General features: G+C 66.1%; 11 protein-coding genes. 6 read left to right on the top strand and 5 right to left on the bottom strand.

Features of this window, described 5'->3' with window-relative positions:
* Positions 1-32 precede the first annotated feature (32 nt).
* Positions 33-965, top strand: a complete 933-nt coding sequence (locus ACFRAH_RS11820; RefSeq protein ID WP_377991073.1) for a hypothetical protein — start codon at positions 33-35, stop codon at positions 963-965.
* Positions 966-1,081: 116 nt separating this feature from the next.
* Here ACFRAH_RS11820 and ACFRAH_RS11815 read toward each other — a convergent pair whose 3' ends face one another.
* Both ACFRAH_RS11815 and ACFRAH_RS11810 read right to left on the bottom strand, forming a co-directional pair.
* The gene (locus tag ACFRAH_RS11815) at positions 1,082-1,774 is read right to left on the bottom strand and encodes a queuosine precursor transporter (protein ID WP_377991072.1); all 693 of its coding nucleotides are present in this window, start codon (positions 1,772-1,774) and stop codon (positions 1,082-1,084) included.
* Between the two features lie 219 nt (positions 1,775-1,993).
* A complete protein-coding gene (locus ACFRAH_RS11810; RefSeq protein WP_377991071.1) occupies positions 1,994-3,397 on the bottom strand; it encodes an MFS transporter in 1,404 nt (467 codons plus the stop codon).
* A 401-nt stretch (positions 3,398-3,798) separates the two neighbouring features.
* On the opposite strand from ACFRAH_RS11810, the gene ACFRAH_RS11805 reads away from it, so the two are divergent.
* Genes ACFRAH_RS11805 through ACFRAH_RS11790 form a run of 4 tightly spaced genes read left to right on the top strand, consistent with a single transcriptional unit; the run spans position 3,799 to position 7,909 of the window.
* Positions 3,799-4,467 carry a response regulator transcription factor gene (locus tag ACFRAH_RS11805; protein WP_377991070.1) on the top strand — a complete coding sequence of 223 codons (669 nt, stop codon included), beginning with the start codon at positions 3,799-3,801 and terminating at the stop codon, positions 4,465-4,467.
* The gene (locus ACFRAH_RS11800) at positions 4,464-5,987 is read left to right on the top strand and encodes a sensor histidine kinase (RefSeq protein WP_377991069.1); all 1,524 of its coding nucleotides are present in this window, start codon (positions 4,464-4,466) and stop codon (positions 5,985-5,987) included. Before ACFRAH_RS11805 ends, ACFRAH_RS11800 begins: the two co-directional genes overlap by 4 nt.
* A complete protein-coding gene (locus ACFRAH_RS11795; protein ID WP_377991068.1) occupies positions 5,984-6,994 on the top strand; it encodes a TAXI family TRAP transporter solute-binding subunit in 1,011 nt (336 codons plus the stop codon). The genes ACFRAH_RS11800 and ACFRAH_RS11795 overlap by 4 nt, the downstream gene beginning before the upstream one ends.
* A 48-nt stretch (positions 6,995-7,042) precedes the next feature.
* On the top strand, positions 7,043-7,909 hold the full coding sequence (locus ACFRAH_RS11790) for a hydroxymethylpyrimidine/phosphomethylpyrimidine kinase (RefSeq protein ID WP_377991067.1): 867 nt from the start codon (positions 7,043-7,045) through the stop codon (positions 7,907-7,909).
* 9 nt (positions 7,910-7,918) lie between these two features.
* Here the strand turns inward: ACFRAH_RS11790 and ACFRAH_RS11785 are convergent, their stop codons facing one another.
* Entirely contained in the window at positions 7,919-9,199 is a 1,281-nt protein-coding gene (locus ACFRAH_RS11785; RefSeq protein WP_377991066.1) for a serpin family protein, read from the bottom strand.
* Positions 9,200-9,375: 176 nt separating this feature from the next.
* Between ACFRAH_RS11785 and ACFRAH_RS11780 the strand changes: the two genes are divergently transcribed.
* Positions 9,376-9,732, top strand: a complete 357-nt coding sequence (locus ACFRAH_RS11780; protein ID WP_377991065.1) for an iron chaperone — start codon at positions 9,376-9,378, stop codon at positions 9,730-9,732.
* A gap of 13 nt (positions 9,733-9,745) precedes the next feature.
* Here the strand turns inward: ACFRAH_RS11780 and ACFRAH_RS11775 are convergent, their stop codons facing one another.
* Positions 9,746-11,494: a pyruvate dehydrogenase gene (locus ACFRAH_RS11775; protein WP_377991064.1), complete on the bottom strand. Its 1,749-nt coding sequence runs from the start codon at positions 11,492-11,494 to the stop codon at positions 9,746-9,748.
* 611 nt (positions 11,495-12,105) lie between these two features.
* Positions 12,106-13,620, bottom strand: a complete 1,515-nt coding sequence (locus ACFRAH_RS11770; protein ID WP_377991063.1) for a helix-turn-helix domain-containing protein — start codon at positions 13,618-13,620, stop codon at positions 12,106-12,108.
* Between the last annotated feature and the right edge of the window lie 118 nt (positions 13,621-13,738).

The raw sequence follows: 13,738 nt of genomic DNA, 5'->3' as shown, positions 1-13,738 counted from the left end.
CCTGCTGCGGGACGCTCGCCGAAGCTGGTGCCATGCCTTCTCACAACTCCCCTGGACTCCCGCCAACCGGCAAACTGTGGCGAACTGACGAGCTGACGGACCTTGGATATGGCTCGCGGTCCATCAAGTCCCTGCTGGATTCGGGGTCGCTGGTCCGGCTGCGCTACGGCTGTTATATCCGCGCCAGCGTCTGGGAAGCCCAGTCGCCACGCGTCCGCAGCCTGCAGCTGATTTACTCGCACGCGCACGGAACACGCACGACGTCGACCGGTCACTTCGCATACAGCCACACCTCCGCGGCACGCCTGCACTCTCTCTACCTCTGGAATGTGGACGATCTGATCCATCTTCTGCAGCGGGTGAATCCGTCAAGCGAGCGCCACGGCAGGGACGTGAAATGCCATACCCGTCCCTTCTCGGACGACGAGATAGTGACGCTGAACGGACTCCGCGTGACTTCCTTGGAACGGACCTCAGCGGATTGCGCGATGTTGCTGACATACCGGCAGTCATTGATCGTTATGGACCATGCGCTCCGGCGGGGCGCGGACCGCTCCCTGCTGCAGGCGATGGCGGATTCACTGGATGGGCGGCGCGGCGTCCGCACGTTCCGCCGGGCGCTGGAGAACGCGGACGCCCGTGCGGAGTCCCCCGGCGAAACGCTCACCCGGGCACTGATCCTCCGGCTCGGGATCAAGCCGCCCACGCCCCAGTTTGAGGTCACGAGCCCGATTGGCCGGCACCGTCTGGACTTCGCCTGGAAGAAGGAGAAAGTGGCTCTGGAGTTCGACGGCAAGGTCAAGTACTTCGACTACAAACGCACCGACGAAGTCCTTCTCGAGGAGCGTCAGCGGGAGAATGCCTTGACGGAGGAGGGCTGGAAGTTCCTTCGGATCGTGTGGAAGGACTTGTTCAACGAGGCACGGTTTAAGCACCGCGTGCTCCATGCACTGGCTGGCCGGTGAACCGCCTGAGCGGGGCCGGGGCACCGAACTCGCCGGAACGCATCGCGGACGCCGGAGTGCTACGGCGTCGTCGAACGATTCCGGCGTCCTCGGCGCAGCAGGAAACGGCGCCGAGACTACGCGTAGCTCGGTTCGCGCTTCTTGACCCAGCCGATCGCCAGGGCGGTCACGGGGACGAAGAGGAACTCCACGAGGGTCTTGTACAGGAAGCCCACGAGCACGTAGTTCGCAAACATACCGAAGTCGCTGATGCCGATCACGGAGGCGGCGATGCTGCAGAAGATCACCGTGTCCACAAACTCCCCCGCCACCGAGGAGCCCATGATGCGTGCCCACAGGGACTTCTCCCCGGTCCGGGCCTTCATCCGGACCAGGATCCAGGAGTTGATGGTCTGCCCGGCGAAGAACGCGAGAAGCGAAGCCAGCACGATCTGCGGAACCGGCCCGATGGCGCCTTCGAGGGCGGCCTGCTTGGCGGTGCCAAAGTCGTCGTCGAAGCCGGGCAGGGCAATGATCACCCAGTAGCAGAGCGAGGCGAAGACCGACAGCCCGAACGTGGTAACAATGGCCTTCCGGGCAACCCTGAAGCCGTAGACCTCACTGATGACGTCGCCGAGGATGTATGCCAGCGGGAACAGGAAGAAGCCGCCGTCCGTGACGATTGGGCCCAGTGCCACGCCCTTGGAAGCGCCGATGTTGGACAGGATCAGCACCACGGCCATGACCGCGAGCATGATGCCGAAGTAGGGCGAACCCACCGAGGCGAACTTGGGCGCCTCTTTGGGCAGGGAGGACTGGGCGGTGGTCATGGGTTTCCATTCGTGGTGGTTCGCCTGGCCCCTGCTTAAGGTGCGGGCGCCGGCTGTATTAGCACTGGACGGGTCCCGCCGGCTGGCCACCGAAACCGCCCTCCATTCTGGCACCCCCCGGTAACGGACGACGGCGGGCTGCCGCCCCGGAGACCCGAAGGTCACCGCGGCGCCGGCCACCCGCCGTCGTGCGTTACATGAGTTGTGCGTTACTGGGGATCAGGCGTTGACGAAGTCCTCGTCGTCGTCCTTGCGTGTGGACGCAGACCATGCGTGTCCCTGCTCGCGGTCCAGGTGCGTGGTCTTCTTGTTCTTCAGCGCGAAGATGTAGACCAGCAGCGACAGGCCGATCGCGATGGTGACGTAGGTGAAGAAGACGTCCACCTGGTCCGACTTCTGCAGGGCGGCGCCGACCAGCGGAACCGTGCCGCCGAACAGTGAGTTGGCGATCGCGTAGCCCAGGCCGACGCCGAGCGCGCGGATGGAGGCCGGGAAGAGCTCGGCCTTCACGAGGGCGTTGATGGAGGTGTAGCCGCCCACGATCAGCAGGCCGCCCATCATCAGCAGGAACGCGGTGAACGGGTCCTTGGTGCCGGCGAGGGTGGACAGCAGCGGCCAGGTGAACAGCACACCGGTGATGCCGAACCAGAGAAGCAGCGGCTTGCGGCCCACCTTGTCGGAGATGATGCCGTAGACGGGCTGGAGCAGCATGAAGATGAACAGCGCCCAGAAGTTGATCACGGACGTGTCGGTCTTGGCGATGCCGGAGGTATCGTTCATGAACTTCAGGATGAAGTTGGTGTAGGTGTAGAAGGCCACGGTGCCACCCAGGGTCACGCCGATGCAGACCAGCAGCGGCTTCCAGTGCCGGGTGAAGAGCAGCCTCAGGGTGCCGGGCTGGGCCTCGCCGGATGCGGCCGGAGCCTTGGCGGCCTGGACCTGCTCCGCCGAAACCGTCTCCTCCATGGAACGCCGCAGCCACAGGACCACCAGCGCCGCAACACCGCCCACCGCGAACGGAATGCGCCAGCCCCATTCCTTCAGAAGGCCGTCGCCCAGGGAGTTCTGCAGGATCACCAGCACCAGCAGGGCGAGCATCTGGCCGCCCACGAGGGTCACGTACTGGAAGCTGGAGAAGAAGCCGCGGCGCCTGGAGGTGGCGGCCTCGGACATGTACGTGGCACTGGTGCCGTATTCGCCGCCCACGGAGAAGCCCTGCAGCACGCGGATGAGGATCAGCAGGACCAGGGCCCAGATGCCGATGACGTCCTGGGTCGGGAGGACCGCGATCGCGAAGGACCCGGCGGACATCAGGGTCACGCTGAGGGTCAGGGCAGCCTTGCGCCCGTTGCGGTCGGCGTAGCGGCCGAAGAACCAGCTGCCGATGGGGCGCATAAGGAACGACGTCGAGAAGACGGCCATCGCCTCGAGCCCCGCCTGCAGCTCGTCCTTGGAATTGAAGAAATGCGCCTGGAAGTACGCCGCGAAGACTGTGTAGACGTAGAGGTCGTACCACTCCACGAGGTTGCCGGCGGAGCCTTTGAGGATGTTGCCGACCGCCCTGCGTGTCTGTGCGGCCTCGCTGGATGCCGCGCTGTGGGGCGCGGCGTGCTGGGTGCTCATCAATGAACCTTCCTGGGTCGGTGCCACCGTCGGCGTCCGAGGTGCGAAATGGTGTCCTGCCGGAATTCCGCTACGGTTTCCGCTGCGTCTGTCCGGCGGCGTTGAGCGGTTCCCCGCCGGCAGCCCCGGACCGGGCGCCTTGCCGGCGGATCCTGCGATTGGACACCTGCCAACCTATGCGTGATCCTTGGCACATCCAACGTGGAGAGGCAATTCCTAACACTTCCTTAGGAATTGGAAACTGCCGACGGCGGCGGGTCGGCTTTGCGCTCCACCCAACGGCACTGAAGGCACTCCGTCATCCCGCCACGGCAGCAACAAGGCGAAATCCGCAGACAAGGAGTAATGTCCAAACGGACTCCGATGGCCCCCAACAGCAACGAAGGCAGAGGACACAGGCAATGCGCGTGCTCATCGTCGAGGACGACGACGCGATGGCGTCGGCCCTCGAGGCGGCTGTCGTTTCCGCAGGCCACAAGGCGCATCGGGTGTCCCGGGGTGCGGATGCATTGCTGGTCCACCGGGAGCACGATGTCATCCTCCTGGACCTCGGGCTTCCGGACATGGACGGCCTCGAGCTCCTGCGCAAGCTTCGCCAGGTCACGGGCTGCCCCATCCTCATCCTCACAGCACGCGACGACGAGCGGAGCGTGGTCCTCGGGCTCCGCTCCGGCGCTGACGACTATCTGGTCAAGCCGGTCAAGCTGGTGGAACTCCTCGCCCGGATCGAAGCCGTCACACGGCGGACGGGCCGCGGCGGCCCCGGGAAATCCCACAGCATCGTCCTCGGGGAACTCGACGTCGACCTCGACCGGCGGGTGGCGGCCATCGGATCCCGGGTCCTCCCATTGACCGCAACGGAATTCGATCTCCTGGCCCTGCTGGCCCGGAACGCCGGCTCCGTGGTGACCCGCGAACAGATCCTCGATGCCCTGTGGGGTGATGCTTTCCTGGCCTCGTCCCGGTCCCTGGATGTGCACCTCACCGGGTTGAGGTCCAAGCTGCAGATGCCCGGCTTCATCATCAACGTCCGGGGCGTGGGATACCGGGTCGAAGCGGAACCGGCGTGAAGCGCCGGGTCCTGGGCATCCTGAGCCTGTTCGCCCTGGTGATGGTGCTGGCGGTCTCCAGCGCCATCCTCACCTCGGCCGGGCGGGAGCTGACCCAGGAAGTCCAGATCAACCGCGTCTCGGCACTCAACCGGTTTGCCCAGGTTGCCTACGACGCCTCTCAAAGCGGCGACCCGACGCAGCTCCAGCACGAGATGGAGCGTTATTCCAGCCTTTACGGCGAAGGCGTGCTGGTTCGACTGCAGGAGGCCGCCACGGTGCAGTCCGGAGGCCTTAACCCTGACCGCCCCGATGTGCGGGATGCGGTCTCCCGCGCCGGCCTGAACCTCAATGACACAAAGCTCGAGCCGTTGCAGCCGTTTGGCTCCGGCAGGGCCCTTATTTCGCGCTCGTTCGGCAGCGCCAGCCAGGTGCTGGGCGAAGCGGTCCTGGAAGTGGACCTCGAGGCTGCACGGCAGAAACTTCGCGAACGCTGGCTGCTGGTGGGCCTGGGCGCGGCAGGACTTTCGGCGGTCCTGCTCCTGGGGGCGCTCCGTGCCACGGGATGGGTGATCCGGCCGGTGCTGCGGTTGAACTCGGCGGTGGCGGAACTGGAGGCCACCGGCAGGGCCGCGCGGCTTCCCGAAGCCGGGCCGCCCGAGCTCAAGGAACTGAGCCGTTCCTTCACCAAAATGGCCGAGACCGTGAGCAACAGCACCGAGTCCCAGCGCCGGCTCATCGCCGACACCTCCCACCAGCTGCGCAACCCCATCGGCGCGCTGCGGCTGCGGATCGACCTGCTGCAGCTGGAGCTCCGGACCGACGCCGAACGGGCCAAAGCTGCGGGGGTCGTGAAGGAACTCGAGCGCGTTGAGGAAATCCTGGACGACGTCCTGAAGCTGGCCACCGCCGAGCACCGTGCTTCCGAGGGTGCGGCCAAAACCGTCAGGCCTGGCGCGGGCGGCTCCGTGCAGCCCATCGATCCGTACCCCGTGCTGCAGGAGGAAGCGGACCGGGCACGCCCCGCAGCCAAACACGCCGGCTCCAGCCTCGTGCTGAAGGCTCCTCCCGCGCCGCCCCTGCAGCTTCGCTGCAGCGCCGCCGAGCTCGCCCAGATGGTGGGTGAACTGATCACCAATGCCATCAAGTATGCGCCCGGGGCCACCATAACGGTGGACGCCCGCCCGCTGGCCGGCTCGGTGGTGGTTGAAGTGTCCGACGACGGCCCGGGGCTGCCGCCCGAAGAGCTCGCCGCTGCGGCCACGCGGTTTTGGCGCTCCCCGCGTCACGGCGACATTCGGGGCACGGGACTGGGAATGACCATTGTGGACCGGCTGGCCGGTGCGAACGGCGGCCGCCTGACGCTTCGCGGACGCCATCCGCACGGCCTGCTCGCGCTCCTGGAATTTCCTGCCGCCCCGGCAGCAGCCGCTCCGGCACCTGCCGCTCCGGCACCAGCCGCTCCGGCTACAGACAGGGACCGCAGCTCCGGAGGGACCCCCGGGACGGGCGCTGGAGACCGGGAAGGACGGCAACCATGAGGCCGGCAAACCAGCACCCGGTGGGCCGGCGCGGGGTCCTGAAGTCCGGACTGGCCCTGGTCCTCGGGGCCGTTGGCTTCCCGGGCATTGCGGCATGCACTGCGCCACCGGGGCCGGCCAGGGTGACCGTGGCCGGCGGTGAAGCCGGCGGCTTCTACCTTGAGTTCGCCACGCTCCTCGCAGAGTCGCTCCAGCGCCACGGAATCGCCCAGCGCGCGGAACCCCTGACCACCGGCGGCAGCCTGGACAACATGAAGCGGCTGATCGCCGGCGAGGCAACGTTCGCCGTCGCCCTCCTCGACGCCGCAGTTCAGCAGTCAGCAGTGCAGCAGGCAGGTGGGCAGCAGGCGGTGGGCCAGGCCGCCGGGGCGATGGCCGCCGTCGGGAAGGTCTACGAAAACTATGTCCACTGCCTGGTGCGGCGGGACAGCGGAATCGGGAACTACCGCGACCTCACAGGCAGGAGGATCGGGATTGGTGAGGCGGGGTCCGGAACGTCGCTGACGGCCAACAGGATCCTGGAAGTGTCAGGGCTGGGAGGCTCCGGCAGGGCCGTTACGAAGGTCAATCTGGGCCTCAACGACGGACTCGCCGCGCTCCGGAGCAAAGCCGTGGACGTGCTGTTCTGGTCCGGCGGAGTTCCCACCGCCGCCATCACGGACGTGAACGACGGGCCGGGGCTTCGGCTGCTCGACCTGTCCAACCTGGTCCCGCCCCTTCGCGAGCGCTTCGGCGCCTTCTACGACCGCGTGCTGATTCCCGGGAGCGGCTACCCGGGAGCCGGGTCGGTCTGGACCGTGGGCGTGGCGAACCTCCTGCTGTGCCGCGGCGACCTCGACGCCGACATCGTCCGGAACACCGTCAGGCTGCTGGTGGACCATGCAGACGAGCTCGTTCCCCGTTCCAGCCTCGGCGTACAGTTCCTGAGCCCGGATACCCTGATCAACACGGCCGACCTGCCCCTGCATCCTGCCGCCGCAGAGGCCTACCGCACGCTGCACGGTTAGGCAGGGTCCCCGATGCGGCCGGCTTCCGGGGCATGGCAGGATGGAACGATGACTTCTGTTGCTTCTGACAACCTTTCCGGGGCGAATCCCGCCGCCGCCCCCGCCGTCGTACTGACCATCGCCGGCTCGGAGGCTACCGGCGGCGCCGGAGCGCAGGCGGACCTGAAGACGTTCCAGGAACTGGGCGTCTTCGGCATCGCCAACCTCACGTGCATCGTCTCGTTTGATCCGAAGAATGAGTGGGGCCACCGCTTCGTGCCCGTGGACCAGGAAGTCATCGCGCACCAATTGGAGGCGACGACGGCGGCCTACGGTGCCGCTTCCGGCGCACCTTCCGTCCTGGACACCGTGAAGATCGGCATGCTGGGCAGCCCGGCCACCATTTCGACCGTGGCCTCCGCGCTGTCCGCCGGTGCCTTCAGCAACGTGGTGCTGGATCCGGTGCTGATCTGCAAGGGGCAGGAGCCGGGCCACGCACTGGACACGGACCAGGCACTCAAGGCGCAGATCCTGCCGCTGGCCACGTTCGTCACGCCCAACCACTTCGAAGCTGAATCCCTGTCCGGCCTGGAGATCAACGACGTCGAGTCCCTCAAGGCTGCGGCAATCCGCATCCACGAACTGAGCGGGGCAGCCGTCCTGGCCAAGGGCGGCGTGCGCCTGACCGGGCCCGACGCCGTGGACGTTTTCTTCGACGGCGAAACCCTCGAGGTGCTGACCGCCCCGAAGGTGGGCGAGGTGGCCGTGTCCGGCGCCGGCTGCTCGCTCGCCGCGGCCGTGACGGCAGAGCTGGCCAAGGGAGCCACACCGCTGGAGGCAGCGCGGGCGGCGAAGGCGTTCGTGACCGCGGGCATCCGGAACCGCGTGGCCTCCGGCGCTCCGTTCGACGCCCTCTGGCAGGGCGGCCCGCGCTAAACCCGGCCGTCAGGAGCGGGGGTCGGCCACTATTCCCATGAACAGCGGCAGCCCTGTTTCAACGTGCACGATCTGGTAATGGAACGGCCGGTCGAAGTCGATGGTCTGCTCGGGCCGGGGCGGCGCGCTGGTGGCCCTGCCGTTGATCTGGGTTACCGCGGCAGCCACGGTTCCCTTCTCGGCCACCGTGATGTTGGCGGCCTGCGCCGCCTGCGTGATGGTCATTTTCGGCTGGATGGCGTTGAAATCCTCGGTGGTCGAGAGGGTCTTCCGCAGTCCGGCGGATTCCAGGACCTTGCGAAGGTCGAAGCTGCATCTGTGGTCCCAGCGCGGCAGCTGAATCTGCACAGTCGCCAAGGGCGCGGCGTCCAGGGCATCCGCAATTTCCCCGAGCTGTGCCACCCCGAATAAGGCGTCTGTTCCTGAGTCCGGCAGGACAAGCCGCATCACGAATCCCTCAGCATACGGGAGGTCCACGCCCCGCCAGCCGGGACCGTCCGCGTACTTCATCCCAAGCAGGTTCTGCATGGCGGGAACGTCGATTTCCGTTCCCCCGCCCGTGGTGAAGGGCAAATCCGATGTGGCGCTTGGGTCAAACGGGGCCTGCCAGGCTGCCGCGACGTACAACGAATTGAGCAGACTGAACGTGTTCCGGGGATCGTACTTCGCGGGCGCCTCCTTGATCCGGCCGCCCGTGTTCCTGTCCACCCAGGCGTCCATAGCGGGCTTGGTCACGCCCTCGTTGCTGAAGTCCACCGGGTAGACGCCGGTCCCGTAGTGCCTGGCCAGCGTGCCGAGATATGCCTCCCCGGTTGGCACGTCCTTGTCCACGAACAATCCGTTGGCGGCATGCATGACAGGCTTCCGCGGCGGATTGTCCTCATCCACGGCGCCCGGGTCGCCGTCGAACTTTGACAGGGACGCGAGCAGCGCATTCATTGCCTCGTCACGCCCTTCCGGCGGAAGACCCAGCACGGCGTCCAGCTCGGCGGCAGATTCCCCGGCGGCGCCGGCGCGAAGCATCGCCAGCGCAATGAGCAGGCTGCCGGGCGAGGACACCACATTCCCGCCTGTACCGTCACCGCCGTCGGCCAGCAGTTCACGCCCGAGCCCCAGCGCGGAGTCCCGGAAGGCGCGCAGCTCGGCGGCGTAAACCGCTGCATCCACCGAGACCCGCTCCACGCCGTCGGCCTTCAACAGCTCCGGCACCGGGGGCGGCGCCGAACACGCTGCCGCAAGCGCAACTGCGGCCGAGGCCGCCGCCATTTTGGCCATTCGAATCCTGTTCATTGCAGTCCTCGGCTCATCCGCAGAACACCGTATGTCCCCAGTCAACCAGTGGGCACTGACAGTATCGATGCCGGACCGGTCACGGTTTGCCGTCGGTTTGATCTCAGGCCCCCGCGCTCTCATTCCTGCGCAGGCGTATTCTCAAGGCATCCCGATGGATCCTGGAGGAGCGCGGCATGGCCCAGCATTTCGACAGCGTTGACGAGTACATTGCACAGTTTCCCGGCGAAGTGCGGGATGTCCTCCAGGAGGTCCGACGCCGATGCCACGAAGCCGTGCCAGGTTCCGGCGAAATGATCAGCTATGGCATCCCCACGGTCACCCTCGGCGGCATATACGTGATGTACTTCGCGGGCTGGGCACACCACATTTCGGTGTATCCCGTTCCAACCGGCGACGACGCCTTCCAGACTGACATTGCACCCTTCCGGGCCGGCAAGGGCACCCTCAAGTTCCCACTGGGCAAGCCTGTCCCCTACGGCCTCATCGAACGGACGGCGGCGCTCCTCGCCGCCGGACGCCGCGGGCGGTAACGCCCGCCTGCAGCTACCGCCGCGGAATGTTCCGAAGGTTGCTGCGGGCCATGCTTACGGCTTCGCCGGCGCCGCGGTTCAGAACCACCTTGGACATCGCTGTCGCGAAGCCGAGCACCTGCGAGCCCTTGATTTTTGGCGGAATCGAAAGTGCCTTGGGATCGGTGATGACCTCCACGAGCGACGGTCCCGGATGGGCGAAGGCTTCCCGGTACGCGTCCTCGATCCTGGTCGGATCAGTGACCCGGACCGCATGGAAACCGAGTGCACGGGCGACTGCGGAGTAATCGGCGTCGGGCACGTCCACGCCGAAGTCCGGTAGCCCGTCCACCAGCATTTCGAGTTTGACCATCCCGAGCGTCGAGTTGTTGAAAACCACCACGTTGACCGGCAGCCGGTGCGCGGCAACGGTGATGAGCTCGCCCAGCAGCATGGACAGGCCGCCGTCGCCCGACACTGAAATCACCTGGCGTCCGGGGTACGCCACCTGCGCCCCGATGGCGTGCGGCAGCGCGTTGGCCATGGAGCCGTGGAGGTACGAGCCGATCAGCCGGCGGGTGCCCAGCGGGTTGATGTAGCGCGCCGTCCACACGTTGCACATGCCGGTGTCCGCGGTGAAAACGGCGTCCTCGGCCGCCACCTGGTCCAGGATCGAGGCAGCGTATTCGGGATGGATGGGCACCTTCTTCCCGACATTCCGGGTGTATGCGCCGACGGCCTTGTTCATGAGCCGGTCGTGCTTCTTCAGCATCTGGTTGAGGAATCGGCGGCTTTTCTTGGGCTGCAGCAGGGGCATCAGCGACTTGAGGGTCGGCAGCACGTCGCCATGGACGGCTACGTCGACGTCGGTGCGCCGGCCGAGCTTGTGGGCAGCGCGGTCCACCTGGGCGGTGCGGGTATCCGGAAGGAACTGGTCATACGGAAAGTCAGTGCCGAGCAGGATCAGCAGGTCGGCATCCTCGATCCCCTCTGCGGCGGCACCGTAGCCCAGCAGGCCGGTCATGCCGATGTCGTAGGGGTTGTCGTACTGCAGGAAGTCCTTGCCCCTCAGGGTGTGGCCGATCGGGGCGCCGATGAGCTCCGCGAGCGCGACGACCTCATCATGGGCTCCCTGGGTGCCCGCACCACCGAAGATGGCCACCTTGTCTGCCGCGTTGATGGCATCGGCGAGTTCCCTGACGCTTTCGGAGGCCGGGATGAGCGTCGCGGGCCGGAACGTCGCGGGAAGCGGGGTTGCGCCGGTGGCCTCCAGCCCGGCTATGTCGCCGGGAAGGGTGACGACGGCGACGCCGCCCAATGCGACGGCGTGCTGGATCGCGCTGTGCACCACCCGGGGCGCCTGTTCGGCTGTGCTGATGAGCTCGGAGTAGACGGAGCATTCGTTGAAGATCCGGTCCGGGTGGGTTTCCTGGAAAAAGCCGCTGCCGATCTGCTTGCTGGGGATGTGCGAGGCGATGGCCAGGACGGGTGCGCCGGAACGGTTCGCGTCGTACAGGCCATTGATCAGGTGCAGGTTGCCAGGGCCGCAGGAGCCGGCGCACACGGCAAGTCTTCCGGTCAGCTGGGCCTCGGCCGCGGCGGCGAAGGCTGCCGCCTCTTCGTGCCGGACATGGATCCAGTCGATGCCGCCCTGCTGTGAGCCGCCGGTCTGGCGGACGGCGTCGACGATCGGGTTGAGGCTGTCCCCGACGATTCCGTAAATCCGCTGCACACCTGCAGCCTGGAGTTGTTCGATGAGCTGGGTGGCAAGTTCCTTGGCCATGGGTGCACGCTCCCGCGATCAGATGGGTGGGCTGACAAAGGCCAATATAGTCCGCCCACCTTGGCGCGGGGTCAGATGCAGGACCGGTGGGGCCCGTTCTCCACATACGGGTTCGACCCCATGGAATCCCAGTGTCCCGGCTCTTAGCCTCGTGGAAGGGCAATCTGTCTGTCTCCCTATCCACAGTGAGGATCGATCTTGGCCCACAAATCACCAAGAGTACGGGATACTGCCAGACGTTAACCCCGTCCTGGTGCAACTGAAGGCGTTGTTTCCGGTCTACGCTGAGCTGTCTTCCGGCGCCCCAGTGAGCGCAATGGATCCCGGACTGGTTGCTCAACATGTGGAGTTACTCGAAGATCGAGATCCAGAATTTGCATCCTATTTCTGTGCCGTCCTGTTTGAATACATGCACTTCCTGAAGGAAACGGGCCGCGGGTCCGGTACGGAAGAATGTCATCGGGTTTTGCACGACGCTGTACTACGGGATGCTCAATGAAAAGTTCTCCCCCGTCGGGTGGCCGCGCACGCGGGCAGGGAGTAGCCAACAGGCCTCCTCCAGGAGCGCGTGAGCGTTTCGGAGAAAGCCCGCAGGGCCGGCGGAAGCCGGATCAGCTTCCCGAGTGGGCCTGCAGGAAGGTGTACACCTCGGTCTCGTCCACGCCGGGGAAGGCGCCCGGGGGCATGGCCGCGAGCAGGTGGGCGTGGGCCCGGGCGGACGGCCAGGCGTTGCCTGCCCACTCCGAGGTCAGTGAGGCCGGCGGCCGCTTGCAGCAGTTGGGGTCGGGGCAGTTGGACGTTGCCCGCGCCGTGGTCTCGCGTCCGCGGAACCATTTGACGTGCTGGTACGGCACCCCGATGCTCAGCGAGAACTGCCCGGTGGCCGACCGGTCCGTGCGGGCGGTGCACCAGTACGTGCCGGACGGGGTGTCGGTGTACTGGCTGTAGGCGCTGAACTTGTCCGGCACGTCGAACACGGCGCGCGACGTCCAGGCCTTGCAGGACGGCTGCCCCTCGATCGCACCCGTGTGGTCCTGCGGGAAGTTCACGCCGTCGTTCTCGTAGGCCTTGTAGATGATCCCGCTCTGGTGGGTCTTCTGGAAGTGGGTAGTGATCCCCAGGTGTTTGGTGGCCAGGTTGGTGAAGCGGTGGGCTGCGGTCTCGTAGGAAACCGCGAAGGCATCCCGGATGTCCTCGACCGCAATCTCCTTCGCCGCTTTCGCTTTTTGCAGAAATTCCACGGTGGCCTGCTCCGGCAGCAGGAGCGCAGCGGCGAAATAGTTCGTGGCCACCCGCTGGGCCAGGAAATCGCCGTAGTTCTTGGGCGTCTCATGCCCCAGCACGTAGTGCCCCAAAGCCTGCAGCAGCACAGAGCGGGGGTCGTGGTCCTGCCGTTGGCTCTGCGTCAGATAAATTTTGCGGTTCTTCAAATCGGTCACGGACCGCGTGGAATGCGGCAGATCACCCACGTGGTGGAGGGTGAATCCGAGGTGCGCGGCGATATCTGCGATGACGTGCTGGCTGAGCGGACCGGACGTGTAACCCACCTCCTTGAGCACCTTCTGCGCCTCGGCCTCATACTCCGGAAAATAGTTGCCGCGTTCACGCATCATGGCACGCAGTTCACCGTTCGCGCGGCGGGCCTCCTCGGGCGTCGCCACCTGCTCGTTCATCTTGCGTTCCAGCTCCTGGAGCAGGCCCACCTGGGCCTCCAGCACATCCATCGGCAACCGCGAGCTGATGCGGATTTTGGGCAGGTTCAGAGACTCGTAGAGAGGGCCGCGCTGGTAGCGTTCGAGTTCGATTTCCAGGCCGGCCCGGCGGCTCGGCGGCTCGGCCCCCAGCAACTGGTCGATGCCGACTCCGAGTGCCCCGGCCAGGTGCTGCAGCAACCCGAGTTTTGGTTCCCGCTTGCCGTTCTCAATCAGGCTCAGCTGGCTCGGTGCGGTTCCGACGGCGGCACTCAGGTCATCGAGCGTCAGGCCGGCCTGCTTGCGCAGGTGGCGCACCCGGCGGCCCAGTGCAATCACGTCCAGTTCCGCGTTGGGCGCGGACGACGGCGGCTGCGAAACTTCCCTGTTCCAGCTTGAAGGCGACATTTCTGAAGAATACGTGAAGAAACGCATTTCTTTCCAGCTTTTTCCTCTAGAAAGCGCTTTGAAAGTGCAGAAAAGTAGGTGTCACGAAGGAAAACCCCTCCGGAAACTGGCTGGACCTGCAAAGGCGCAGGGACGGCCGGCCCGG

Source organism: Arthrobacter sp. NPDC056727 (assembly GCF_042790555.1).
Classification (GTDB): domain Bacteria; phylum Actinomycetota; class Actinomycetes; order Actinomycetales; family Micrococcaceae; genus Arthrobacter.
This window is presented reverse-complemented; position numbering and strand designations above follow the sequence as displayed.

Coding starts and splice junctions, on each gene's coding strand:
- ACFRAH_RS11820 (WP_377991073.1), top strand. CDS start 33: ATGCCTTCTCACAACTCCCCTGGACTCCCGCCAACCGGCAAACTGTGG.
- ACFRAH_RS11815 (WP_377991072.1), bottom strand. CDS start 1,774: ATGACCACCGCCCAGTCCTCCCTGCCCAAAGAGGCGCCCAAGTTCGCC.
- ACFRAH_RS11810 (WP_377991071.1), bottom strand. CDS start 3,397: ATGAGCACCCAGCACGCCGCGCCCCACAGCGCGGCATCCAGCGAGGCC.
- ACFRAH_RS11805 (WP_377991070.1), top strand. CDS start 3,799: ATGCGCGTGCTCATCGTCGAGGACGACGACGCGATGGCGTCGGCCCTC.
- ACFRAH_RS11795 (WP_377991068.1), top strand. CDS start 5,984: ATGAGGCCGGCAAACCAGCACCCGGTGGGCCGGCGCGGGGTCCTGAAG.
- ACFRAH_RS11790 (WP_377991067.1), top strand. CDS start 7,043: ATGACTTCTGTTGCTTCTGACAACCTTTCCGGGGCGAATCCCGCCGCC.
- ACFRAH_RS11785 (WP_377991066.1), bottom strand. CDS start 9,199: ATGAACAGGATTCGAATGGCCAAAATGGCGGCGGCCTCGGCCGCAGTT.
- ACFRAH_RS11780 (WP_377991065.1), top strand. CDS start 9,376: ATGGCCCAGCATTTCGACAGCGTTGACGAGTACATTGCACAGTTTCCC.
- ACFRAH_RS11775 (WP_377991064.1), bottom strand. CDS start 11,494: ATGGCCAAGGAACTTGCCACCCAGCTCATCGAACAACTCCAGGCTGCA.
- ACFRAH_RS11770 (WP_377991063.1), bottom strand. CDS start 13,620: ATGCGTTTCTTCACGTATTCTTCAGAAATGTCGCCTTCAAGCTGGAAC.